This window comes from Alteripontixanthobacter maritimus (assembly GCF_003340475.1).
Classification (GTDB): Bacteria; Pseudomonadota; Alphaproteobacteria; order Sphingomonadales; family Sphingomonadaceae; genus Alteripontixanthobacter; species Alteripontixanthobacter maritimus.
Map to the genome: position 1 here is coordinate 397,709 of NZ_QBKA01000002.1, position 22,176 is coordinate 419,884.

At 61.0% G+C, this 22,176-nt stretch carries 21 protein-coding genes and 1 other RNA gene; 13 read left to right on the top strand and 9 right to left on the bottom strand.

What is annotated here, in order from left to right; genetic code table 11:
• Nucleotides 1–30: 30 nt before the first annotated feature.
• Nucleotides 31–2,184 (bottom strand): TonB-dependent receptor plug domain-containing protein, encoded by a 2,154-nt coding sequence (locus tag HME9302_RS02055; RefSeq protein WP_230079841.1) that lies wholly within the window; start codon nt 2,182–2,184, stop codon nt 31–33.
• Between HME9302_RS02055 and HME9302_RS02060 the strand changes: the two genes are divergently transcribed.
• The 3 genes from HME9302_RS02060 to clpX all read left to right on the top strand — a co-directional run bounded on the left by HME9302_RS02060 (nt 2,177) and on the right by clpX (nt 4,672).
• Nucleotides 2,177–2,470: a hypothetical protein gene (locus HME9302_RS02060; protein ID WP_147270745.1), complete on the top strand. Its 294-nt coding sequence runs from the start codon at nt 2,177–2,179 to the stop codon at nt 2,468–2,470. The genes HME9302_RS02055 and HME9302_RS02060 overlap by 8 nt on opposite strands.
• Nucleotides 2,467–3,186 carry an ATP-dependent Clp protease proteolytic subunit gene (locus tag HME9302_RS02065; RefSeq protein WP_115365629.1) on the top strand — a complete coding sequence of 240 codons (720 nt, stop codon included), beginning with the start codon at nt 2,467–2,469 and terminating at the stop codon, nt 3,184–3,186. Before HME9302_RS02060 ends, HME9302_RS02065 begins: the two co-directional genes overlap by 4 nt.
• 208 nt (nt 3,187–3,394) lie before the next feature.
• Nucleotides 3,395–4,672, top strand: a complete 1,278-nt coding sequence (gene clpX, locus HME9302_RS02070; protein WP_115365630.1) for an ATP-dependent Clp protease ATP-binding subunit ClpX — start codon at nt 3,395–3,397, stop codon at nt 4,670–4,672.
• Nucleotides 4,673–4,857: 185 nt separating this feature from the next.
• On the opposite strand, the gene HME9302_RS02075 is transcribed toward clpX, so the two are convergent.
• The 4 genes from HME9302_RS02075 to HME9302_RS02090 form a co-directional block, all read right to left on the bottom strand.
• Nucleotides 4,858–5,811, bottom strand: a complete 954-nt coding sequence (locus tag HME9302_RS02075; protein WP_115365631.1) for a cation diffusion facilitator family transporter — start codon at nt 5,809–5,811, stop codon at nt 4,858–4,860.
• A gap of 5 nt (nt 5,812–5,816) precedes the next feature.
• Entirely contained in the window at nt 5,817–6,485 is a 669-nt protein-coding gene (mtgA, locus tag HME9302_RS02080) for a monofunctional biosynthetic peptidoglycan transglycosylase (RefSeq protein ID WP_115365632.1), read from the bottom strand.
• 93 nt (nt 6,486–6,578) lie between these two features.
• Complete coding sequence (rpoH, locus tag HME9302_RS02085; RefSeq protein ID WP_268243470.1) at nt 6,579–7,535, bottom strand: RNA polymerase sigma factor RpoH; 957 nt, start codon at nt 7,533–7,535, stop codon at nt 6,579–6,581.
• Nucleotides 7,536–7,603: 68 nt separating this feature from the next.
• A complete protein-coding gene (locus HME9302_RS02090; protein WP_115365633.1) occupies nt 7,604–8,887 on the bottom strand; it encodes an RluA family pseudouridine synthase in 1,284 nt (427 codons plus the stop codon).
• A gap of 63 nt (nt 8,888–8,950) precedes the next feature.
• Between HME9302_RS02090 and HME9302_RS02095 the strand changes: the two genes are divergently transcribed.
• The 4 genes from HME9302_RS02095 to rnpB all read left to right on the top strand — a co-directional run bounded on the left by HME9302_RS02095 (nt 8,951) and on the right by rnpB (nt 11,413).
• Entirely contained in the window at nt 8,951–9,343 is a 393-nt protein-coding gene (locus HME9302_RS02095) for a M67 family metallopeptidase (protein WP_181815652.1), read from the top strand.
• A gap of 178 nt (nt 9,344–9,521) precedes the next feature.
• Nucleotides 9,522–10,193, top strand: coding sequence for a histidine phosphotransferase family protein (locus HME9302_RS02100; protein ID WP_115365635.1), 672 nt, complete (start codon nt 9,522–9,524; stop codon nt 10,191–10,193).
• A complete protein-coding gene (locus tag HME9302_RS02105; protein WP_115365636.1) occupies nt 10,193–10,975 on the top strand; it encodes an N-acetylmuramoyl-L-alanine amidase in 783 nt (260 codons plus the stop codon). Before HME9302_RS02100 ends, HME9302_RS02105 begins: the two co-directional genes overlap by 1 nt.
• Nucleotides 10,976–10,984: 9 nt before the next feature.
• Nucleotides 10,985–11,413, top strand: an RNA gene (rnpB, locus tag HME9302_RS02110) — RNase P RNA component class A.
• A 56-nt stretch (nt 11,414–11,469) separates the two neighbouring features.
• On the opposite strand, the gene HME9302_RS02115 is transcribed toward rnpB, so the two are convergent.
• On the bottom strand, nt 11,470–12,900 hold the full coding sequence (locus HME9302_RS02115) for an MFS transporter (protein WP_115365637.1): 1,431 nt from the start codon (nt 12,898–12,900) through the stop codon (nt 11,470–11,472).
• A gap of 95 nt (nt 12,901–12,995) precedes the next feature.
• Here HME9302_RS02115 and HME9302_RS02120 point away from each other — a divergent pair, with 95 nt between their 5' ends.
• Both HME9302_RS02120 and HME9302_RS02125 read left to right on the top strand, forming a co-directional pair.
• On the top strand, nt 12,996–13,379 hold the full coding sequence (locus HME9302_RS02120; protein WP_115365638.1) for an energy transducer TonB: 384 nt from the start codon (nt 12,996–12,998) through the stop codon (nt 13,377–13,379).
• Between the two features lie 74 nt (nt 13,380–13,453).
• On the top strand, nt 13,454–14,242 hold the full coding sequence (locus tag HME9302_RS02125; protein ID WP_115367405.1) for a hypothetical protein: 789 nt from the start codon (nt 13,454–13,456) through the stop codon (nt 14,240–14,242).
• Nucleotides 14,243–14,254: 12 nt separating this feature from the next.
• On the opposite strand, the gene HME9302_RS02130 is transcribed toward HME9302_RS02125, so the two are convergent.
• Nucleotides 14,255–15,565 carry a UDP-glucose dehydrogenase family protein gene (locus HME9302_RS02130; protein WP_115365639.1) on the bottom strand — a complete coding sequence of 437 codons (1,311 nt, stop codon included), beginning with the start codon at nt 15,563–15,565 and terminating at the stop codon, nt 14,255–14,257.
• Between the two features lie 48 nt (nt 15,566–15,613).
• Complete coding sequence (locus HME9302_RS02135; RefSeq protein ID WP_115365640.1) at nt 15,614–16,429, bottom strand: metallophosphoesterase family protein; 816 nt, start codon at nt 16,427–16,429, stop codon at nt 15,614–15,616.
• A 287-nt stretch (nt 16,430–16,716) separates the two neighbouring features.
• On the opposite strand from HME9302_RS02135, the gene HME9302_RS02140 reads away from it, so the two are divergent.
• A complete protein-coding gene (locus tag HME9302_RS02140) occupies nt 16,717–17,511 on the top strand; it encodes a TorF family putative porin (RefSeq protein WP_115365641.1) in 795 nt (264 codons plus the stop codon).
• Between the two features lie 89 nt (nt 17,512–17,600).
• Nucleotides 17,601–18,038, top strand: a complete 438-nt coding sequence (locus HME9302_RS02145; RefSeq protein ID WP_115365642.1) for a VOC family protein — start codon at nt 17,601–17,603, stop codon at nt 18,036–18,038.
• A gap of 59 nt (nt 18,039–18,097) precedes the next feature.
• Here the strand turns inward: HME9302_RS02145 and nhaA are convergent, their stop codons facing one another.
• The gene (gene nhaA, locus HME9302_RS02150) at nt 18,098–19,297 is read right to left on the bottom strand and encodes a Na+/H+ antiporter NhaA (RefSeq protein ID WP_115365643.1); all 1,200 of its coding nucleotides are present in this window, start codon (nt 19,295–19,297) and stop codon (nt 18,098–18,100) included.
• Between the two features lie 114 nt (nt 19,298–19,411).
• On the opposite strand from nhaA, the gene HME9302_RS02155 reads away from it, so the two are divergent.
• Both HME9302_RS02155 and HME9302_RS02160 read left to right on the top strand, forming a co-directional pair.
• On the top strand, nt 19,412–20,896 hold the full coding sequence (locus HME9302_RS02155) for a glycosyl transferase family protein (RefSeq protein WP_115365644.1): 1,485 nt from the start codon (nt 19,412–19,414) through the stop codon (nt 20,894–20,896).
• A 371-nt stretch (nt 20,897–21,267) separates the two neighbouring features.
• The gene (locus HME9302_RS02160; protein ID WP_181815653.1) at nt 21,268–22,098 is read left to right on the top strand and encodes a hypothetical protein; all 831 of its coding nucleotides are present in this window, start codon (nt 21,268–21,270) and stop codon (nt 22,096–22,098) included.
• Nucleotides 22,099–22,176: the final 78 nt, after the last annotated feature.

Here is a 22,176-nt window from a genome sequence, read left to right on the forward strand (position 1 = left end):
AAGCATGACCCGCGTCCGCTAGCCTGAAAGTCAGAAATTGCCGTTGATGCTCAAGGATATGATCTGCCCGAACTCCCGATCGCCGCGCTCGATGAAAGCGATGTCGCCATCGGGACGCGGGGTTAGGAACACGGTGCGGTCGATGCGTTCGGTTGCACCCAACAGATTATTGGCGTTGAAACGGACGGTGGTGCCCAGCACATCCTTGTTCTCTACGAATAACCCGGCAAAGACCGGCCCTTCGTCCTGCAGGCCGATTTCCAGCTGGCGAAATCGCGGTAACCTCTTGGTGTAGGACGCATCCCAGCCATAGGCCCAGTCGGATGCGGGAATATCGTGACGGTACCGCAGGCTGAACTGCCTTGTCCGGGCGCCCGAAAATTCACGTATCAAGCCGGTGGACGGATCTTCGATGCTGCTGAAATCGGCTTCCGCTTCCACATCGATCTGCGCCCCGTCGATGCCCAGCGGTTTGAGGTTGATGGTGGCTTCCAGCTCGATTTCGCTGGACGTGGCCCCGTCCACATTACCGCGTCCTTCGCCGCCACCGGGCAGGGGCACCAGGTCGACGAAGTCCTCGAATTGCTGATGTTCCGCTCGCAAGGTCAGCGATCCCCACGGCCCTAATGTCTTGCGTGCCTCAACCGAATATTGCCACGCCTGAAAGGGGCGCAGTTCGTTATTGCCGTCGCGCCCGTTATCATCGTCGAGCGATACGCGGGCCAGGAAATCCCCGAAGGACAACTGCCCGACGCGGCGGCGTATCTCACCGGAGATATCGAGCGTATTGCTAGGTTTCCATGCAAGGCTGGCGGACCCTTTGGGGCGTCTGTCGGATCGCTGATTGGCAGCGGAACCGGTCTGACTGATCGTGGAGAACTCCATCCCTAGCGTTGCCTGCAGGGCCAGCCGTTCGGCAATCTGGTGGCTACCGCTCAACGCAATATCGTAGCGATCTTCGGTTACGCCGCCCGACCCTTGCGGGAAATCGACAGGTTGCAACTCACCCGCCGCGTCGAGCGTAAACAGGCTGGCCACGTTATCGAGCCGGTTGAACGCCGCTTCGCCCGACAACTGCCAATCCGTGTCCAGCACGTTGAAGCCATACTCGGCGCGGCCGATGCGTTCGCCTTCCTTCGTCAGTTGGGCAAAACGGCCACCCGTCGCCGTACTGCCGTCCGCAAAGCTGGTGATCACGGTTTCGCCGAAATCTTCCTTGTCGAACCGCTCCAACCCGATCAGCTTCAGTCGCCCGCCGGCCAGCGCAAACTCCACATCCGCGCCGATTTCGTATTCGTAACCCGTTTCTTTGAGGTCGCGGATCTCCACACGATCGGCGAAACCCGGGCCGAATTGCTTCTCCTGCCCGTCAATGCCGAACCACGCCTGCGCATATCGCAGATTGAGATTGGCGACCGCGCTGCCTGGCAAATCGTAAGTCAGGTTCACCGTGCCAACCGGCTTGTCGAATGCACCGAACGATTCGCGCTGCTGCGTTTCGAGCAGCACGCCATCCGCATCGGACACGAAGGTAGGGCCGATTGCGCCGAACCGCCGGTTCGGATTGTCCAGCGCAAGCGTAAAGTCGAGCGGTCCGGTCGACCCGGTCAATGAAACCTCGCCGCCATACCATGCGAAGCGATCGGTGCGCGGCCGGTATTGCGTGCGATATTCGAATTGGCCGGACAGCCCGCCGCCGACCACGATGACATTGGCGACCTGGCCCGTCAGGCCGGGAATATCCAGCCTGGTGCCATCGACAATCTCGATCCGCGCAACCCTGTCTGCGGGAATGCGGCCAAGCTGGGCGGTGATATCGTCGGACTTGCTCGACAGCCGCTCTCCATTGACCAGCACATTGGTGTCAGCCTGACCGAGACCACGCTGGCTGTCTCCGCCACCGCCGCCGCCGCCGGAGATGCTGAAACCGGGTATTTCGCGAAGCATATCGAGCGCATTGCGCGGCGCAAAACGTTCAAAGAACCCTGGTTCGTATATATCGCCCGCCGCATCTGCGACATTGGCTCCCGGAGCGCCGTCGCCGACACCAGCGGCCTCGTCGACCGGTTCGGCCTCGCTGCCGATTGCTGCGGTGTCCTGCGCAGACGCTGGTGCTGCAAGCAACGCGCCGCCCAGCGCCAGCCAACAGGCATGACGCGGCCACGCGGAAACCTTTATGGTCACCCAATCTTTCGGCGGTAATGAAATAATGCGGTCCTTCTACGCGTGGGCATTGCACCCATACGCATCCGGCCGCGAAGTGGCCATCGACGTGCGACATTTCGCGTGCGACGAATGGCGGCTGGTCGGGTTGCTGCATCTTGCTGCTTGTGCGCCGCGACGGGTGCAATTGGTTAAGGCCCTTGAACAAGACAAGCCCAAGGGCAACATAGGCATTCAACGCGATATGACCGCACTTCCAGCGCGCGTACACCTGCGCGCTTCCAGCCAAGGACCATTCCCTTTATGATCGATCTTTTCGGCGGTAACGCCCATGCTTCTCAGGGCCAGTTTGAACGCGACCCCGTAACCGGCGCGCTGGTGCCGATGGTGGTCGAACAGACCAGCCGGGGCGAACGCAGCTTCGACATTTTCAGCCGCCTGCTGCGCGAGCGCATCGTCTTTGTCACCGGCCAGGTCGAAGACGGCATGGCTTCGCTCATCACGGCGCAGTTGCTTTATCTGGAAAGCGAAAATCCGTCGAAGCCGATTTCGATGTACATCAATTCGCCCGGCGGCGTTGTGACGGCTGGCATGGCGATCCATGACACGATGCAATACATCAAGCCGCGCGTCAGCACCGTCTGCATGGGTCAGGCCGCATCCATGGGTAGCTTCCTGCTGGCTGCGGGTGAGCCCGGCATGCGCGTGGCGCTGCCCAATGCCCGTATCATGGTGCACCAGCCGTCTGGCGGTGCCCGCGGCATGGCGTCCGACATTGAAATTCAGGCGCGCGAGATCCTGCGGATCCGCAAGCGCATGAACGACCTTTACGTCGAATATACCGGCCGCAGCTTGACCGAGATCGAAAAGGCGATGGATCGCGACACGTTCCTCGAAGCCGACGAAGCCAAGAAATTCGGCATCGTGGACAAGGTCTACGAGACACGGCCGGAAAACGAGGAAGAAGATCCCAATCCCCCGACCAAGGATGCGGATAAGGGCGCGGGCGGGGCGCCCGAATAAACATCCTGAATTCTTACTGCCGACAACTTTTTGCCGGCAGGGGGCCCCGAGGGGCATGGATCTTTTCGAAACCATGCCCCTTCAGCCTGTATCAAGGCGGGCCGGCTATGCCGGTTCGATTGCAATCTGAACTGTCCGCTTTAAAACCGGGCGAATCTCCAGCACGCAGCCACCAGGGATCGCGGCTGCGGGGGAACGGGAACGATATATGACGAAACTCACCGGATCGGACAGTAAAAGTACGCTGTATTGCAGCTTCTGCGGGAAGTCCCAGCACGAAGTGCGCAAGCTGATCGCCGGGCCGACCGTGTTCATTTGCGATGAATGCGTCGAACTGTGCAACGACATCATCCGGGAAGAAACGAAGGCCGGCCTGTCCGGGCGCAAGGAAGGCGACGTTCCCGCGCCGCGTGAAATCTTCGAAACACTGAACGATTATGTCATCGGGCAGGACCGCGCGAAACGCGTGTTGTCGGTGGCCGTCCACAACCATTACAAGCGCCTGAAGCACGCCGGAAAGTCGGGCGATGTGGAACTGGCGAAGTCCAACATCCTGCTCGTCGGCCCGACCGGCTGCGGCAAGACGTTGCTGGCGCAGACGCTGGCGCGCACCTTCGACGTGCCGTTCACGATGGCCGACGCGACCACTTTGACCGAGGCCGGTTATGTGGGCGAGGATGTGGAGAACATCATCCTTAAGTTGCTGCAGGCAAGCGATTACAACGTCGAGAAGGCGCAGCACGGTATCGTCTATATCGACGAGATCGACAAGATTACGCGCAAGGCCGAAAATCCCTCGATCACCCGCGATGTTTCGGGTGAGGGCGTGCAGCAGGCGTTGCTCAAGCTGATGGAGGGTACCACGGCTTCGGTGCCTCCACAGGGCGGGCGCAAGCATCCGCAACAGGAATTCCTGCAGGTGGACACGACCAACATCCTGTTCATCTGCGGCGGCGCGTTCTCGGGTCTGGAAAAGATCATTGCCGACCGTTTACAGAAACGCTCCATCGGTTTTGGCGCGCATGTCGCCGACCCTGACAAGCGCCAGGTGGGCGAGCTCCTCGAAAAGGGCGAGCCGGAAGATCTGCTGAAATTCGGGCTGATCCCCGAATTTGTCGGCCGTTTGCCGGTAATCGCCACCTTGCGCGATCTCGATGTGGACGCGCTCGTCACCATTCTGACCGAACCGAAAAACGCGCTGGCAAAACAATATGCCAAGCTGTTCGAACTGGAAGACGTGGACCTGACTTTCACCGACGATGCTCTGAAGGCAATCGCCGAACGTGCCATCAAGCGCAAGACCGGCGCACGCGGGCTGCGTTCGATCGTGGAAGGCATGCTGCTCGACACTATGTTCGACCTCCCGAGCATGGAAGGTGTCACCGAAGTGGTCGTGGACGAAGATGTGGTCGAGGGCCGCAAGGAACCCGTTCGCGTTCATTCCAACGACGATGATGGCGGAAAGACCAAGGACGAAGCTGCCTAATTTGTTTGGGACCCTGCGGGCGGGGGCCATCCGGCCCCCTCGCCTCCTCGCATAAGCTCGGGCGGCCGTTCGGCCTTGCGAGCCTGCGCAGGCTCGAACCATTCCTGGCAATTATTAGTACTGCATTACCTATTCCGCTCGGCACGAGAAGGGTGTGCGCGCGGGATTTAGTCTGGGAACCCTAGCTAACACCCCGTCCGGCAATCTCGCTCCTGTTCGATCTGGATCGTTGCATGGCCGATACGGTGGTGGGCGCGCAATTCGTCGGACAGGGTGCGCAAGAACGTATCGCCGGGATGGCCGGCGGGCATCACGAGATGCGCCGTCAGCGCGGTTTCCGTCGTGCTCATCGGCCAGATATGCAGGTCGTGAACCGCCTCCACCCCGTCGAGCCCAGCCAGCCAGCGTTCCACTTGCGGCTGTTCTATACCCGCCGGTACGCCGAGCAGGCCCAGCTTGAGGCTATCTTTCGCCAGCCCCCACGTACCCCAGCCAATGACGGCCACGATAATCAGACTGACCATCGGATCGATCCACCGCGCATCGGTGTAGAGAATCAGTATGCCGGCCAGCACCACCCCGACCGAAACCAGCGCGTCGGCTGCCATGTGCAGAAACGCCCCGCGAATATTGAGATCGTCTTCGCGTCCGCGCAGGAACAGCAGGGCTGTACCCAGATTGATGACGATTCCGATGCCCGCAACGATAATCATGGTCATGCCCTGAACCGGCGGTGGTTCAGCCAGCCGGTGCAGCGTCTCGTACAAGATTGCGCCCATCGCCACGAACAGCAGCGCCGCATTGACGAGGGCGGCCAGAATGGTGGAGCTCTTGTAACCATAGGTGAAGCGCGCGGTCGGCGGTTTCTTCGCCGCGATGCTTGCGCCCCACGCCAGGATCAGCGCCAACACGTCCGACAGATTGTGCCCGGCATCCGCGACCAGTGCCATTGAGCCGGAGAGGAACCCATAAGTCGCCTCGATAATGACGAACACCGTGTTGAGCACGATCCCGATGGCAAATGCGCGCCCGAAATCCGCCGGCGCATGGCTGTGACCATGTCCGTGCCCGTGCCCGCGTCCATCCCTTTGAACCGCGTGTCCGCCATGGTCGTGGCTATGTGCGTGACCTGCCCCCATCGTTTCTACTCGTAAACGCAGGCGTCGAGGGCGTCGCGCTGGACCACGCCGATGCGAGCGGCGATCGTATTGCCGTGGCGGCGCAACCAGCCCGATGGATTTGCCACACTACGCTGTTTCGGCTGCGGCAGGGCGGCGGCCATGCGGGCGGCCTCGGTCGGAGAAAGATTATCGGCGGAGTGATTGAAGTAGCGCTGCGCACCGGCTTCCACGCCGTATGTACCAATGCCGGTTTCCGCCACGTTGAGATAAACTTCCATGATGCGCCGCTTGCCCCAGATATTTTCGATGAGGAAGGTGAACCAGGCCTCCAGCCCCTTGCGAACATAACCGCCACCTTGCCATAGAAACACATTCTTGGCGGTTTGCTGACTGATGGTGGAGCCGCCGCGAATGCGCCCGCCCCGGGCGTTTTCGGCTGCGGCCTTCATGATGGCTTCACGGTCGAACCCGTCATGCGAACAGAATTTGCCGTCCTCGGCGGCAATTACCGCGCGGACCATATCGCGATCGGTGCTGGCGAGCGATTCCCAATCCTTCGTCGCACCATTCTCGTCCATCGCCATGGTCGCGGTGTATGGCACTGGTACAAAGCGGAACAGGATTACGGCCAGCAGGCTGAACCCGATGAAATAGATCACAAGTTTTACAAGGAATTTCAGAAGCCAGCCCATGGCGAGGGGCTACCCGATATCGGGAGCTGGATGCAACAAGCCCCCGCACTCCGTAGTGGAGGGCGGGGGCCTGTTTGCTGATCGGGTACCTGTTTACGCAGCGCTGGGCAGCAACCGCTCACCCGCAATTCGCTGCATCGCCTTCTGCAGCTTCTCGAATGCGCGCACCTCGATCTGGCGAATGCGTTCGCGGCTGACGTCGTAAACCTTGGACAGTTCTTCCAGCGTTTGCGGATCTTCCGTCAGGCGGCGTTCCGTCAGGATGTGCTGTTCGCGGTCGTTCAGCGCATCCATCGCTTCGTTCAGCATATCATGGCGATAGGCCGCCTCCTGTGCCTCGCCCACGATCGTGTCCTGCAGCGGACGGTCGTCCGTCAGCCAGTCCTGCCAAGATCCGCCGCCATCTTCATCGCCGCGCATCTGCACGTTGAGGGAGGCATCGCCGCCCATCATCATGCGGCGGTTCATGTTGATGACTTCCTGTTCCGGGACGCCCAGATCGGTTGCGATCTTGGTCACGTCATCGGGGTGCAGGTCGGTATCTTCGAAAGCCTCCAGCTGCTTTTTCATCCGGCGCAGGTTGAAAAACAGCTTCTTCTGCGCCGCAGTGGTGCCCATTTTGACGAGCGACCAGCTGCGCAGGATGAATTCCTGCATACTCGCCTTGATCCACCACATGGCATAGGTCGCCAGGCGGAAACCGCGATCGGGTTCGAATTTCTTGACGCCCTGCATTAGCCCGACATTCCCTTCGGAAATAAGGTCTGAAACGGGCAGGCCGTATCCGCGATAGCCCATGGCAATCTTGGCCACGAGCCGCAGGTGGCTGGAAACCAGCTGGGCCGCAGCCTCAGGGTCTTCATGTTCGGCATAGCGCTTGGCAAGCATGTATTCCTGCTCTGCCGTCAGCACGGGATATTTCTTGATCTCGGACAGATACCGGTTGAGGCTCTGTTCACCGCTCAAAGCGGGGATCGTTTTTTTTGCGTTACTCACGTTTTCCCTAACCTTTCCAGTGTCAGCCTCGCTCGCAAGACCCCTGATGGGCATCTGTGCTTTCAGGCTACGGGGTATGTATAGTTACATCCGGCGAACATTTCGCCTGCTTTTCGTCGATTTCAACGAGCGGTTTCGTCGATAAGTTCCTGCATATCGGGCGGCAGGTCGGCCGAAAAGCTGACCGTTTCGCCGCTGGCAGGGTGGATGAAGCCGAGCTCCGCCGCGTGCAGCGCCTGTCGGGTAAAATCCAACCGTTCGATGATCCGGCCGAGCCCATGCGCCAATCGTGCAGGTGCCATGCCGTAGACTTGATCCCCTAATAGCGGATTGCCGATTGACGAACAGTGAACGCGGACCTGGTGTGTGCGCCCTGTTTCGAGCCGGCATTCGAGCAACGCGCAGCCCGGCATGGTTTGCAGCGTCTTATAATGAGTTACGGCATGTTTTCCGCGCGTTACGCCGGGTGCGAGCACCGCCATTTTCTTGCGGTTCCGCTCACTTCGCCCGAGCCTGCCGGCGATCGTTCCGGCAGCCGGATCGGGGTGCCCGGCGCACACGGCGAGGTAGCGGCGATGGATGGAATGATCGGCAAACTGGGCTGCCAATCCTTCATGCGCGGCATCCGTTTTTGCTACGACCAGCAGGCCCGACGTGTCCTTGTCGATCCGGTGGACAATACCGGGGCGGGCCACTCCGTTGATACCCGACAATTCTCCTTTGCAGTGGTAAAGCAAAGCATTCACCAGCGTGCCGGTGCGGTTCCCGGCTGCGGGGTGCACCACCAGTCCCGCAGGCTTGTCGACCACCAGGAGATGTTCGTCCTCGTAAACGATGGCAAGCGGGATCTCTTCCGGCTGCGCGACCGGATCGACGGGCGGGGGGAGGGTAACGATGTAGGACATCCCTTCGCGCGCTTTTGCGGCTGGCGAAGTGGCGGGCTTGTTATCGATGGTAATGGCACCGGCGGCGATCAGCGATTTCACGCGTTCACGCGAAAGGCCTGTGACCTCGGCCAGAGCCTTGTCCAGGCGGCCTGATGTGGCAAGCGTTCCATTCAAGGTCGTACCAGTAACTCGTGGATTTGTATGACTTACCTCCGTTCGCCCTAAGCTTGTCGAAGGGCTGCCCTTACTTTCAGCCAGAACTGAAATCGCCTCCCAATCGCCGCGTATCAAAGCCAGCTTTTTCGCCCGCGACCAACCCTTGATCCTGCGTTCGGCCTCAAGCGCTTCCACACGCGACACCATTTCCTGCGACCATACCAATTCCACGGGCGCGAAATCTCTTGTGAAACCAGATACCGAACCAGATTGATGCTGTGCAATTCGGCGCTCCAAATCATCCGTGTGACCTGTGTAGATACGTCCGCCCCGGCAGTGTAGCATATAAGTCCAGAATGGCATCCTGCGCTGCTAAGTGAAGGGCAGCCCTTCGACAAGCTCAGGGCGAACGGGAAGGGTTTTGGTTTGCAGATCGACAAGGCGATAATCGCGGCCATTGCGAGCCACGCCGCCACCGCCCATCCGCGCGAATGCTGTGGCCTGCTCCTCGGCCCGGCCTCCGAACACATTACCGCCATCCAGCCCGCACGCAACGTGGCGGCGGACCCTGCACGACACTTCGAAATAGACCCGCAAACCCTCTTCGAAGCTATTCGCGCGGAGCGGGATGGCGGGATGGAAATCGTAGGGTATTACCATTCGCACCCCAACGGCCTTGCCGAGCCATCTGCCACCGATGCGGCGCAAGCGGCCCGTGATGGCAAAGTCTGGGCCATCATTGCCCGCGGCAAAATTGGGCTGTGGCATGACACCCCCGCCGGTTTCGTCCCGCTTTCGTATCGCATAGCGGATGATTAGACGAAGGACCGATCACGCCCGCCCTTCCATCCGCCGCACTAGCCGCGCCTTCCAGCGTAAAGGTTGGGCCCACCTGCCGAAAGCTGCGTGGCTCCAGACGTAGTTTGCGCTAGGCCGGTTTTCTCGTAACGGATATGTCACATTCGTAACTCTCTTACAGGACTTCGCGCCCCCCGCCATGAACGATACGTCTCTCGAACTCGCCAGCCAGCTGTGTTCGCGGCTGTGCCACGACCTGCTGTCGCCTGTCGGCGCGCTGAATAACGGGCTGGAACTGCTCGCCGACGAGAAGGACCCGGACATGCGCGCCCGGTGCTTCGAATTGCTGGAGCAAAGCGCCAGGACCAGCGCGGACAAGTTAAAATTCTTCCGTCTCGCTTTCGGTGCGGCGGGCGGGTTTGGCGAGATGGTGGATGTGGCCGAACCGAAAGCTCTGGTCGAGGCACTGATTGGCGAGAACAAGCGGGTCGAGGCGCGTTGGGCACTGGCGGACGATAAATTGCCCAAGGCGGCGGTGAAGGTCCTTTTGAACTTTAGCCAGATGGCACTCGATGCGCTTGTACGCGGGGGCACGCTGGATATCGGCGCAGAGAATACCGGGGGCGCGACCGAGCTGGTGGTGCGTGCCACCGGCCCGAAAGTCGCCTTCGACGAAGTGATCGGTAAGGCGCTGCAAGGCGATCTGCCGGCAACGGAAATGTCCGGCCGCACGGCGCCAGCCCACATGCTTGCGCTGATGGCGCGGCAGGTTGGCGGCGGCTTGCAATATGCGCTGACCGAGCAGGATGACGATACCCGCGCGCTGGTGCTGGGCGCAGTGCTGCCCCAGCCCGAAGGGATGATCGGCTGATGACCACCCGTCCAGGCGACGACATTCCTGAACCGGCGGCTCTGGTAGTGCCCACGCATACCGGCGCAGATACCGGTCTGGCAGAGCTGGTGCATCAGGAACGGCCATCGCCCAATTTCGACGAGCGTACCGCGCCGATCGATACGCTGGTAATCCATTACACCGAAATGGACGGTCCCGACCTGGCCCTGACCCGGATGTGCGATCCCGAGGCGGGAGTGTCCGCCCATTATCTTATCAGCGAGGCCGGCGAAGTGTTCCGCCTGGTGCAGGAAGACAAGCGCGCCTGGCACGCAGGCGTGTCCTGTTGGCGTGGCAATACCGATGTAAACAATACCAGTATCGGGATCGAGCTGGACCACCCCGGCCATCGCCATGGCTACCGCGAGTTTTCCGAAACGCAGTTCCTCGCGCTGGTGCCGCTGGTGGCGCGGATCGTGAAGGAACATGGCATTCCGCGCGCCAATGTCGTCGGGCATTCCGATGTCGCTCCGCAGCGCAAGATCGATCCGGGCGAGCTGTTTCCGTGGGACCGGCTGGCGGAATACGGCCTGTGCCTTCCGCGCCCGGCAAAACTGGAGCTGGGCGATCCGTTCGACAATGACGGGGCGTTCTATCTGGCGCTGGAGCGGTTCGGTTACGATATCGCCGATGGCCGCAAGGCGGTGGAGGCGTTCCAGCGGCGCTGGCGTCCCGAACGCATCGATGGCGAGATCGACGGGCAGGTGCGCGCCATCCTGTTCCAATTATTGTTGGACCGGGACGAGGGACGCACTAGATAGCGAGGCGTGCCAGGGGGCCGGGCAGCCGCGTTGGAGTTCGCTCCACCGAGGAAAGTCCGGGCTCCACGAAACAAGGGTGGCGGGTAACGCCCGCCGGGCGCTTCGCAAGAGGCGTTCAGGGACAGTGCCACAGAGAGCAGACCGCCTGCGGGTTTCGATCCAAGGGTAAGGGTGAAAGGGTGCGGTAAGAGCGCACCGGGGATGCGGCAACGTATCCCGCACGGCAAACCCCACCCGGAGCAAGGCCGAATAGGGACGGCGCGGGGGCCTTCGGGCTCGCAGGGGTGTTTCGCCCCTCGTGCAAACGGCGACCGTCCGGGTTGGCTGCTGGAGCGGCGGAGCAATCCGCCGCCTAGATGAATGGCTGCCATTGCAGATACGGTCCGGTTTCGGATACCGTCTGTGATACAGAACCCGGCTTACAGGCCCCCTGGTATTCTTTTGGCGCATGACAGGTTCAGATGAAGAAAGGTGTGCGCCGAACGCAGCTCCCTTTACGAAACGCTATCGGCCGGTTGATCTCGAATCAGCAGAACTGCCGCTGCGGCACCCGCGATGGCCAGCGCGGCCCCGGCCCATGCCGCAATAGATAGTGTATCAGCAATAGCCTGCGCCGCCAGCACCGGGCCGAGCAGTGCGGTTGCCACTAATCCGGCGACGCGGGAAATGGCGTTGTTGACCCCCGACGCCACACCGACATAGCGCGCTTCCACCGCGTTCATGACGGCAGTTGTCAAAGGCGCGACACTGATCGCCATGCCAAGCGCCATCACGACCAAGCCGGGCAGGATGCCGGTCCAGTAATCCATCTGTGGGCCAACAAGCAGCGCGAACAGGACGAAGCCCGCCGCCACCATCAGCGGTCCTGCTGTCAGCGTTATGCGTGTGCCGATCCGGCTCGCCACGCCACCGATGCTGCGCGACAAGACGCCCATAATCAGGGGGAAGGGCATCATCGCGGCCCCCGCCATCGTGGCGCTGTATCCAAAATCGCGGATCAGCATGAACGGCAGCACCACCAGCATTCCGCCCAATGCCGCATACAGCGCCAGCGTAAGCAGCGAGATACCCGTGAATGTGCGCGAGGCGAATATAACCAGCGGCATCATTGCCTCGCCCGCACGCGAGTGTTCGGTCCACAGGAACGCCGCCGTCAGAGCAATCCCGCCAATGCCCGGGATCAGTATCTGTGGAGCAGCGACGCCCTGTTCCGGCGCAGCAATCAAGGCGTAGACCAGCCCGGCCAGCGCCAGAGTGGCAAACCCTGCACCTGTAAAGTCGAGCGGTTTACGATCGTCATCGCTTTCCTTTGATTCCGCCATGGCGCGGCGGCCGATGATCCAAGCCATGACCGCTGGTGGGGCGACGATGGCGAAAGCCCAGCGCCAGTCCAGATAATCCACAACCAGCCCGCCCAGCAGCGGTGCCACCGCGCCTGCGATCGCACCAGCCGCAGCCCAAGTTCCGATAGCCTTGCCCTGTTCTTCACCCGAAAAACTGTCCGCCAGGATCGCCAGACTGTTTGGAGCGAGCAGTGCCGCGCCAATGCCTTGCAAGAACCGTGTGGCCAGCAAGATCGGCAGAGTGGGTGCAGCGGCGCAGGCAAGGCAGCCGGCGGTAAACAGCAACAGCCCGATCATGAAAACCCGCTTGCGTCCGTAATGATCTCCCAGCGCTCCACCTACCAGGACGAACGCGCCCAGCGGCAGCAGGTAAGCGTTGACGATCCATTGCAGCCCGGCGGCATCGGTGGCGAACTCAGCTTGCATCGAAGGCAGCGCGACATTGACGATCGACCCGATTACGAATGCAAGCGATGAGCCGAGCACGGTAGCAATCAGGGTTCCGCGCTGCGACGGGCAGGGTTGGCTTGTCTTGCGGCCCGCCGGTATCTCGTCACAAGGGGGAAGGAGTGCTGTGGCCATCACCGGAACCCTATAAGAGAGGATACAAGTCCGCTAGGAGCGAATGGGGGCTGTAATGCCATGGGCCCAAGCGCGGGCCGTGAGAGGGGCACACAATGATTGGACGCAAAGCAGGCGCCGCGATGGTCGCCGTCAGCATGGGGTTTAGCGGTTGCAGTACCAGCGACCAGTCAGAAGCTTACATCGTACCGCCGAAACCCATCGAGATGTCGGAGTGGGCACGGGACATACAGATGAACTACCCCGCTGCCGCTCTGCTTGCCGAAGAACAAGGCGTGGTTCGGATGCAGGTCGATCTGGGCATCGGCGGCCGGGTGACGGAGTGCCGGGTCACTGGATCCAGCGGATCGGCGACGCTCGACAGGGCAGCTTGTGCGGGAATGTTGCGCTTCGCCAGGTTCGAACCGGCGCGTAACGAGCAGGGGGCGCCGGTGGTTTACTCGTTGGGACAATCGATACGGTACGTGTTACCTGACTGATCGACGCGGCAACGCGGCAATGCGATGGGGCTAGGCGGGGTGGAATGCACGCCTATGGCAAGGGTTGGAACCGCATGACACAAACCTTACAAACATATCGCAGCACCGCGCAGCGCGCCGCCATCGTGCTGGCTGTATTCTTCCAGATCGGCAGCACTTTTTTGCCGAATCTCGGCTTTGGCGAGCCTATCGGGGACCGCTCGGATGATGTTCGCACTTTGATTACCCCTGCCGGCTGGGCATTTGCGATCTGGGGGCCGCTGTTTTTCGGTTCCATCGTGTTCGCAATCTACCAAGCGTTACCGAAGCAGCATCACAACGCCCTCCTCAAACGCATAGGATGGTTCGCTGCCGCCGCTCTTGCCGGGAACGGGGTGTGGGCTACCTGGACAACGTTGAACGAAATTTCCGCGCCTTCGGCTGTAATCATTGCAGCGACGCTGGTGTGTTTTTTGATTGTGCTGCGCGTATTCGTGCGTTGGGCAGACCGTTTCACGACGGGCGAGCGATGGTGCGCTGTTCTGCCGTTGAGCGCGCTCGCGGCATGGCTGACAGCTGCAACGATCGTAAATATCTCCGCAAGCCTGAAGTATCACGGCGTGGACGCGGGCGATGCGGCTGCCTCGATCACGGCTGCGATTATTGTGGTCGGCGGGGTAATTGCTGCGTTTGCGATTCTGCGAAGCGAGGGCAACCCCTGGTATACGCTGGTATTCCTATGGGCGCTGCTGGCAATCTATCTCAAGGGCGGGCAAGAGGCGCAGCCTGTGGCGCTTGCGGCGTTCGGGTCGGGCCTGCTGGTGATGCTGGCCGCGCTCGCACGATTGCGAAATCCGGCCAACCGGGCGCACTGGTTCGGTTAGACCGCCGCTGGCTCAGGCGCGGCCGATACTATGGTAATCGAACCCGCGTGCGCGTACTTCGTCCGGGTTGTAAATGTTACGCAAATCCACCAGCACCGGCGCCTTCGCCAGTTCCTTGACCCGCGCAAGATCGAGCGCGCGGAAGGCGTCCCATTCGGTTACGATCGTCACCGCATCCGCGTTTTCGATAGCAGCGTAGGGATCGTCCGCCATGTGCACTTTGGGTAGCAGCGGCCGGGCCAGTTCCATGCCTTCGGGATCGTAGGCGGAAACCTCTACCCCGGCATCAATCAGCGTCTGGGCCACGGCAATCGCCGGGCTGTCCCGCATATCGTCGGTATCCGGCTTGAAGGTAAGGCCGAGCAGCGCGACCTTTTTCCCGCGCGCATTGTCCATGCCGCCGATGGCGTCGAGCACCTTGCGGCCCATGGCACGCTTGCGGCTGTCGTTCACCTTGACCACTGCTTCCACGATGCGAACGGGGCTGTCGTAATCCTCGGCGGTTTTAAGAAGAGCCAGCGTATCCTTGGGGAAACACGACCCGCCATAGCCCGGCCCGGCGTGCAGGAACTTCGGCCCAATGCGCCCGTCGCTGCCGATGCCGCGGCTTACATCCTGCACGTCTGCCCCCACTTTTTCGCACAGATCGGCCATCTCGTTGATAAAAGTGATCTTGGTGGCGAGGAAGGCGTTGGCGGCGTATTTGATCAGTTCCGCGCTGCGGCGGCTGGTGAACATGATGGGCGATTCATTGAGGAAGAGCGGGCGATAGACCTCGTTCATGATCTCGCGACCGAAGTCGGTTTCCGCGCCGATCACGATGCGGTCGGGCCGCTTGAAATCGCCGATGGCCGCACCTTCGCGCAGGAATTCGGGGTTGGATACGACTGCGACCTGAAAGGGTGTGTTACTGTCCGCCAGAATCCGCTCGACCTCATCTCCCGTACCTACCGGTACCGTCGATTTGGTGACCACTACCGCATCGCCGCTCACATGCTCGGCCACTTCGCGCGCAACGGCATGGACATAGGACAGATCGGCATGGCCATCGCCGCGGCGGCTGGGTGTGCCGACTGCGATGAAGATGGCCTTGGCCCCGTCGATCCCTTCGGCCAGATCGGTCGTGAAGGTCAGGCGGCCCGACGCGACATTGCTGGCAACCAGCGCGTCCAGGCCAGGCTCGTAAATTGGCATCACACCTTCGTGCAGGCGGTCGATCTTGGACTGGTCCTTGTCGATGCAGACCACATCGTGCCCGAAATCGGCAAAGCAGGCCCCTGAAACCAGACCTACATATCCCGAACCCACCATTGCGATTTTCATCGGCGTTTCCCTGTTTGTTACAAGCGACCTGCGCGGCCCGTTATGAAATCATGCGGTAGTGGACGCCAATGTCCGTGCCTTTTCAATGACAACGCTACCGTCCCGCTGCGCCGCCTGGATATAGCGCCGTTCGGTTCCCTCCAACACCAGCGCGGTCAGACGACCGAAACGGAAGGCCCCTGTATCGATACCGATCCGGTTGGGTTGTTCGTCAACATCCTCGAAGATCGTATGGCCATGGACGACCATATGATCATGCGGTGCCGCGTAGCGCAGGAAGGGTTCACGAATCCACAACATGTCCTGACGCCGCTGTTCCGTCAGCTTTTTGCCCGGTGCGATCCCGGCATGGACGAACAGATAATCGCCAAGCTGGACGAAATCCTCGAACGAACGGAGGAAATCGCGATCCTGCACCGGGACCAGGGCATCCATGCGTTTCTGCAACTCACCCATGGACAGCTTGTTGTAATCCTTGCGGTCGATCCCGTAGCTCAGCACAGTTTCGCGTCCGCCATGTTTCAGGAAATGACGCAAGGTCTCTTTATTCTCGAACCCGTCGAGGAACATTTCTTCGTGATTGCCGGCAAGGATGCGGACATTGCGGTCCTGTTGCCATTGCCGGGCACGCGCGACCACGCCGGCGCTGTCGGGTCCGCGATCGACCAGGTCCCCCAGCAGGATGAAGGTTGTTTCTGCGGGGGTTTGTTCGCGATCATCGGCCTCGATTGCACCGATAAGCGCGTCGAACAGATCGAGGCAGCCGTGAATATCGCCGATGACATAGGCGCGCTCCCCTGCTGGCATGGCAGGCAAAGGTGCCGGTTCGGCGCGGGAGAAGAAGGAGCGGATGGTATCGAGCATGGTTATGATCCGGCGCGACTTCACGCTCCGGAGCGACGCATTTAGGGGGTCGAGCGGTGCCGGGCAAGGCGCGGAGTCATACCGTTCATAATCAGTTTGGTTGGTAGCGTTCTTAGGCGATGCAAAAAGTCCACACTCGCAATGCTCACCGAATTATTGTTACGATCCACTCTTGTGCAGCGCAACATAACGCTGCACACATACTGTGAATTCGTCAGAGATCGCAGGATACCATGCGGCCGGCGAGTACGCAGGCGGGACGAGAACCTAGCAAAGAGGAATTTGCCATGCTCACGTCCAACCGCAGCCTGACCGCTGCCACACTCCTTTCCGCTGCACTGATCGCTACGCCCGCGATGGCGCAGGAAGCGTCCGACAAGAATACACCATTTTCCGATGCAGGCGCGGAAACGTCGCCGCCGGGCCCGGTCGAAGTGTCCGGCAACGTTGCCGTGGTTTCCGACTACCGATTCCGCGGGATATCGTTCAGCGGCGGCGATTTCGCGCTGCAGGGCGGGATCGACGTAACCCACGAAAGCGGTTTCTATGTCGGCACCTGGGGTTCCACCATCGACGCAAATGCCGGCATCGGAGAGTTGGAGCTGGACGTCTATGGCGGTTATTCCACCAGCATTTCCGAAGGCGTCGATATCGATGTCGGGCTGCTATATTACCTCTATCCGGCCAACGACACCGCAACCGACACCGACTATTTCGAACCTTATGCCTCCATCGGTACTACGCTGGGCCCTGTCGGTGCCACGTTCGGGGTGGCCTATGCCTGGGACGGCCAGAACGCGCTGGGCAATAGCGACAACCTCTATCTCTATACCGACTTCGAAGCAGGCATTCCGACCACGCCGATCACGCTGACCGCGCATCTTGGTTACACCGACGGCGTGTTCTCGGTCGATGAGGACGATACCAGCTGGGACTATTCGGTGGGGGCTTCCGCAACGGTTCTGGGCGGTCTGGCCGTTGGCGTGTCTTATGTCGGCGTGGAGGATGGCGGGGTGCCGAACATCCTGAAGAACGACTTCACCGAAGACGCGCTGGTTTTTTCGCTGGGGTACGAGTTTTAGACACTTCGTTTCGAGCTATAGTTGATGGGGCTGGCGGCGTGAACCGCGAGCCCCTTTTGCTTTGGACAGGTGCGCGGTAGAAGGCACACATGACACAGTTCCTCCATACGATGCTGCGTGTTTCCGATCCTCGGGCCGCGCTGGATTTCTTCGCCTTGTTCGGGGTGGAAGAAGTGCGCCGGTTCGAAGTCGAGCAGGGGCGCTTCACCCTGATCTTTCTCGCTGCGCAGGGGCAGGAGGACGTGGCCGAAATCGAACTGACCTATAATTGGCCACCCGAGGACGGAAGCCCGCCCGAAACCTACGATGGGGGGCGCAATTTCGGTCATCTGGCGTTCCGCGTGGACGACATCTACGCCACATGCGAGCAGATCATGGCAGCCGGTCACACGATCCACCGCCCTCCGCGCGATGGGCACATGGCATTCATCAAATCGCCGGACGGCATTTCCATCGAATTGCTGCAGGAAGGCAATCTGCCACCTAAGGAACCTTGGGCAAGTATGGAAAGTAGCGGCAGCTGGTAGGGTTCCGATGGCCGGGTTGTCGGCCAAATGGGCAGTAAACCCCGCCAGTCAAACGCAGCCTACCCGACTTGCGCGTTGGGCCGGTCTGTCGTGAGGCGAAGGATGACGTAACCCATTACTGCCGAAATCGCCGAGCCAAGCAGAATTCCGATCTTCGCCCGCTCGATCAGTTCGCGCTGCCCCTCGAAGGCCAGCTCGCCGATGAATAGCGACATAGTGAAGCCGATCCCGCACAGGATCGATATGCCCCAGATTTCCGTCCAGTTTGCATTGGGGGGTCGTTTGGCGAAGCCGATCTTGTCCACGATCCAGATGATCGAAAAGATCCCGACCTGTTTGCCCACGACCAGACCTGCCGCGATGCCCAGTGGCAAGGCTGCAAACACGCCGTCCAGCCCGACACCGGCAAGGCTGACACCGGCATTTGCGAAGCCGAAGACAGGCACGATCAGATAGGCGCTCCACGGGGCAAGCTGGTGTTCCAGTTTCTCCAGCAAGCTGTTCCCGTCGCGGCGCCGCATCGGCACCGTAAGCGCGGCGACGACGCCTGCGATAGTGGCATGTACGCCGCTGTTCAGCACAGTGAACCAAAGGACCAGCGCCATCAGGATGTAGGGCCATATGCTGGAAACCTTCATCCGGTTCATGCCGATCATCACGCCCAGCACGACCAGCGAGACGACGATCCACATCATTTTGATATTGGCGGTATAGAACAACGCGATAATTACCACGGCGCCGATATCGTCCACGATCGCAACAGTGAGCAAAAACAGCCGGAGCGAGGCTGGAACGCGGGTGCCCAACAGACCCAGCACGCCCATTGCGAAGGCGATGTCGGTGGCCGCGGGAATGGCCCAGCCACGCGTGTATTCGGGGTTGCCGCCGGTAACCATCAGATAGACGATTGCGGGCGCCGCCATGCCGGCGACCGCAGCGATGGCCGGGAGACGCCGCTGTTCCGGGGTGGAAAGCTGGCCGGCAATCAGTTCGCGTTTCACTTCGAGCCCGACGACGAAAAAGAAGATCGCCATCAAGCCGTCATTGATCCAGAGATGCAGATTGTCGAGCTTGGCAATCGGCGTCCAGGCCAGCGAGCCGTAGAACAAATCGCGATATTCACCGTAGAACGGTGAATTGGCTGCCAGCATGGCGGCCGCCGCCACGAGGATGAGCAACACGCCCGCCGACGAGTCGCTGACGAACAGCGCCTTGACCGGTGCGAAGGCGGAACGGATTATTTTTACAGGCTTGGCCATATCCCCGCGTCCTTTTCGCAAATGTAATTGCGTTGCAAGCCTTGCGGACAATCGATACCCCCACAAAAGCGGAAGGAACGGCTTCCGGGGTTGCACGGTTCGGGGGCGTATCAATTGGGGATCGGCACATTTGGCGCCTGGGAATGGTTCGTTCTGTTCGGCCACGAACTGCTGTTCTTCGCCTCGGTTTTTTTCCTGATTGGCGCTATCGACGAATTTGGCGTGGACCTCGCCTGGCTATGGCTGAGACTGACCGGGCGGGCCCGAAGCCCGGTTATCGATACGACGGATATCAACCGTCGCGAATTGTCGGGCAAGGCGGCCGTATTCATTCCTGCTTGGGATGAAGCCGCCGTCATCGGGACCACGATTCGCCATGCTCTGACAGTCTGGCAACATTCTCAATTGCGGCTTTATATCGGGTGCTACCGCAACGATGCCGATACGATCGAGGCGATTGTAGCAGCGGCTGCCGGCGATCCGCGCCTGCGGCTGGTAATCCATGACCGCGACGGTCCCAGCACCAAGGCCGACTGCCTGAACCGGTTGTTTGGCGCGCTGACGATGGACGAGACCCGCTGGGGCGAGCAGGCACATATGGTGGTGTTGCAAGATGCCGAAGACATGGTCGACCCAGCGGGACTGGCCCTTCTCGACGCTGCGCTTGGTGTTGCCGCGCCTGACACGCAAAACAAAGCTGGACTGGCTGGCGGGGCAGGCCTGGCGCAATTGCCGGTGATCCCCATACCGCAGGCAAACTCCCCCTGGATTGCGGGCCATTATTGCGAAGAATTTGCCGAAGCACATGGCAAGGCCATGGTTGTGCGTGACGCACTGGGTGCCGGCGTACCTGCGGCAGGTGTCGGCTGCGGAATAGCGCGTCCACTGCTGGACCGCTTGCAACGCGAACGCAGCCGCGAAGCTCATGGCGGGGTTTTATCGAGCCCCGGCCCGTTCGCAGCCGAATGCCTGACGGAGGATTACGAACTCGGCCTCAATATTGCTGCAATGGGCGTGCCGACAACGTTTGTGCGCGCTCGCACCGCCGAGGGCGCGCTGATCGGTACGCGCGCCTGTTTCCCCGGTGACCTGACCAGCGCAGTGCGGCAAAAGACCCGCTGGATACACGGAATTGCGTTTCAGGGCTGGGACCGTTTGGGATGGAGCGGCAGCGCGGTCGAAACATGGATGAGGCTGCGCGACCGGCGCGGGCCACTTGCTGCACTGACATTATGTTCCGCTTACCTGCTGCTCGTGCTGTCTGCCATCGGGTGGGTACTGGTACTGGCGGGCGTGGGAGAAGCGCCGCCCGTGCCCGATACGGTCGTGCTGCTGCTTTGGGTCAACACGGCCAGCTTTGCATGGCGTACGGCTTGGCGCTTTGCCTTTGCCGCCCGTCAATACGGTTTTGGCGAAGGCATACGTGCGGTGCTGCGTATTCCGGTGGCCAACATTATCGCCATTATGGCAGGCAGACGGGCGTTTGCTGCATACCTCCGCAGTCTGCGCGGTCATGCCGTGCGCTGGGACAAGACCACGCACACCGCGCATCCGGCCGCCATCCTCGATGCGCCTGTCGGGGTGAGCGCAGCGCAATGATACTTGGAAGAAAGAACAGCCGCGGTCAGCCGATTCTCGTGCTCGGTGTGCTTCTTGGTGGTTGGATCATGGTTCGCGCGGCCGTGTGGAACTCACCCTTTCCGGCAACAGCAATCGATTGGGTAGCCCCTGTAGTCTTTGCCGAGGCGCAGGTGGATCGCCCAGCCTTACGCGCTGCTTCCCCTGTGCGGTCCACGATAGTGTCCCGAGCCGGCGGTGGGGCCGTTCAAGAAACGCTATTGCCAAATCCTAAAGCCGGGCAGCAACTGCTTGAAGTATGGCGCTTGCTTAAGGCAGATCACAGCCAGACGCCTGGAGGACCCTTCAGTTTCGCCGGTGTTCCAGCCGCTGATTTCCCGGGTATGGGACAGATGCTAAACGCACAAACCGCGCTGATGGCAGCCGGAATGAATGGCCGTCAGCCCTCGGGACTGTCCGCAGCGCCTGTCAGATTTGGCAAGAGTAACCCGGCTGGACCGGCAGGCTGGCTCGCCTCTACCATACAGAACGCGCAGCCGGGTCAGGCTCAGGACCGGTGGTCGCTGGATAGCTGGTTGTTCGTGCGGCAGGGAAGCGGCGGCGTTGGATCGGCCCAAGCGGGACCCGGTATGGGGGCCTATGGCGGAAGTCAGGCGGGGGCGGTGTTAAGATACCGGCTGAGGCCTAATAGCCGGTTCCGGCCTGCATTCTATGCGCGTGCCACATCAGCGCTGGGTACGGCTGCGGATTTTGATGATCGGATCGAAGCGGCAGGTGGCCTGTCCTTGCGTCCGCTACCTTCGCTCCCTCTGGCAGCTTATGCCGAAGCGCGCGTCAGCCGGATCGCCGGGCAAACCGAGCTTCGCCCTGCAGCCTTCGTCGTAACCGAATTAGCGCCGCAATCGCTCCCTCTTGGTATGACTGCGGAAACTTACGGGCAGGCGGGCTATGTTGGCGGTGCGTTCGCGACGGCGTTCGCCGATGGACAGGTCCGCGTGACCGGCGATGCCGCCAGCTTCGATCTGGGCAAGCTACGCGCAGGCGCGGGCGCATGGGGCGGCGCGCAGAAGGGCGCATATCGCATCGATATCGGCCCTACCGCGCATCTCGATATGCGTTTGGGCGGGGCCGCCGCGCGGATCGCCGCCAGCTACCGGGTGCGAGTGGCGGGAGATGCCGTTCCCGATACAGGGGCCGCGATTACGCTTTCTACAAGCTTCTGACAGTCATAGTTGAGCGTTCAATTTTGTCCGCGCTCGCTATGCCGCTTCCCCGATTACCCGCCGTCCGTTAGGGCGCGG

What these genes read in the sequence shown, in the direction of transcription:
- HME9302_RS02060 (WP_147270745.1), top strand. Translation starts at nt 2,177, where the DNA reads ATGGTCACCCAATCTTTCGGCGGTAATGAAATAATGCGGTCCTTCTAC.
- HME9302_RS02065 (WP_115365629.1), top strand. Translation starts at nt 2,467, where the DNA reads ATGATCGATCTTTTCGGCGGTAACGCCCATGCTTCTCAGGGCCAGTTT.
- clpX (WP_115365630.1), top strand. Translation starts at nt 3,395, where the DNA reads ATGACGAAACTCACCGGATCGGACAGTAAAAGTACGCTGTATTGCAGC.
- HME9302_RS02075 (WP_115365631.1), bottom strand. Translation starts at nt 5,811, where the DNA reads ATGGGGGCAGGTCACGCACATAGCCACGACCATGGCGGACACGCGGTT.
- mtgA (WP_115365632.1), bottom strand. Translation starts at nt 6,485, where the DNA reads ATGGGCTGGCTTCTGAAATTCCTTGTAAAACTTGTGATCTATTTCATC.
- rpoH (WP_268243470.1), bottom strand. Translation starts at nt 7,535, where the DNA reads ATGCCCATCAGGGGTCTTGCGAGCGAGGCTGACACTGGAAAGGTTAGG.
- HME9302_RS02090 (WP_115365633.1), bottom strand. Translation starts at nt 8,887, where the DNA reads ATGCCATTCTGGACTTATATGCTACACTGCCGGGGCGGACGTATCTAC.
- HME9302_RS02100 (WP_115365635.1), top strand. Translation starts at nt 9,522, where the DNA reads ATGAACGATACGTCTCTCGAACTCGCCAGCCAGCTGTGTTCGCGGCTG.
- HME9302_RS02105 (WP_115365636.1), top strand. Translation starts at nt 10,193, where the DNA reads ATGACCACCCGTCCAGGCGACGACATTCCTGAACCGGCGGCTCTGGTA.
- HME9302_RS02115 (WP_115365637.1), bottom strand. Translation starts at nt 12,900, where the DNA reads ATGGCCACAGCACTCCTTCCCCCTTGTGACGAGATACCGGCGGGCCGC.
- HME9302_RS02120 (WP_115365638.1), top strand. Translation starts at nt 12,996, where the DNA reads ATGATTGGACGCAAAGCAGGCGCCGCGATGGTCGCCGTCAGCATGGGG.
- HME9302_RS02125 (WP_115367405.1), top strand. Translation starts at nt 13,454, where the DNA reads ATGACACAAACCTTACAAACATATCGCAGCACCGCGCAGCGCGCCGCC.
- HME9302_RS02130 (WP_115365639.1), bottom strand. Translation starts at nt 15,565, where the DNA reads ATGAAAATCGCAATGGTGGGTTCGGGATATGTAGGTCTGGTTTCAGGG.
- HME9302_RS02135 (WP_115365640.1), bottom strand. Translation starts at nt 16,429, where the DNA reads ATGCTCGATACCATCCGCTCCTTCTTCTCCCGCGCCGAACCGGCACCT.
- HME9302_RS02140 (WP_115365641.1), top strand. Translation starts at nt 16,717, where the DNA reads ATGCTCACGTCCAACCGCAGCCTGACCGCTGCCACACTCCTTTCCGCT.
- HME9302_RS02145 (WP_115365642.1), top strand. Translation starts at nt 17,601, where the DNA reads ATGACACAGTTCCTCCATACGATGCTGCGTGTTTCCGATCCTCGGGCC.
- nhaA (WP_115365643.1), bottom strand. Translation starts at nt 19,297, where the DNA reads ATGGCCAAGCCTGTAAAAATAATCCGTTCCGCCTTCGCACCGGTCAAG.
- HME9302_RS02160 (WP_181815653.1), top strand. Translation starts at nt 21,268, where the DNA reads ATGCTAAACGCACAAACCGCGCTGATGGCAGCCGGAATGAATGGCCGT.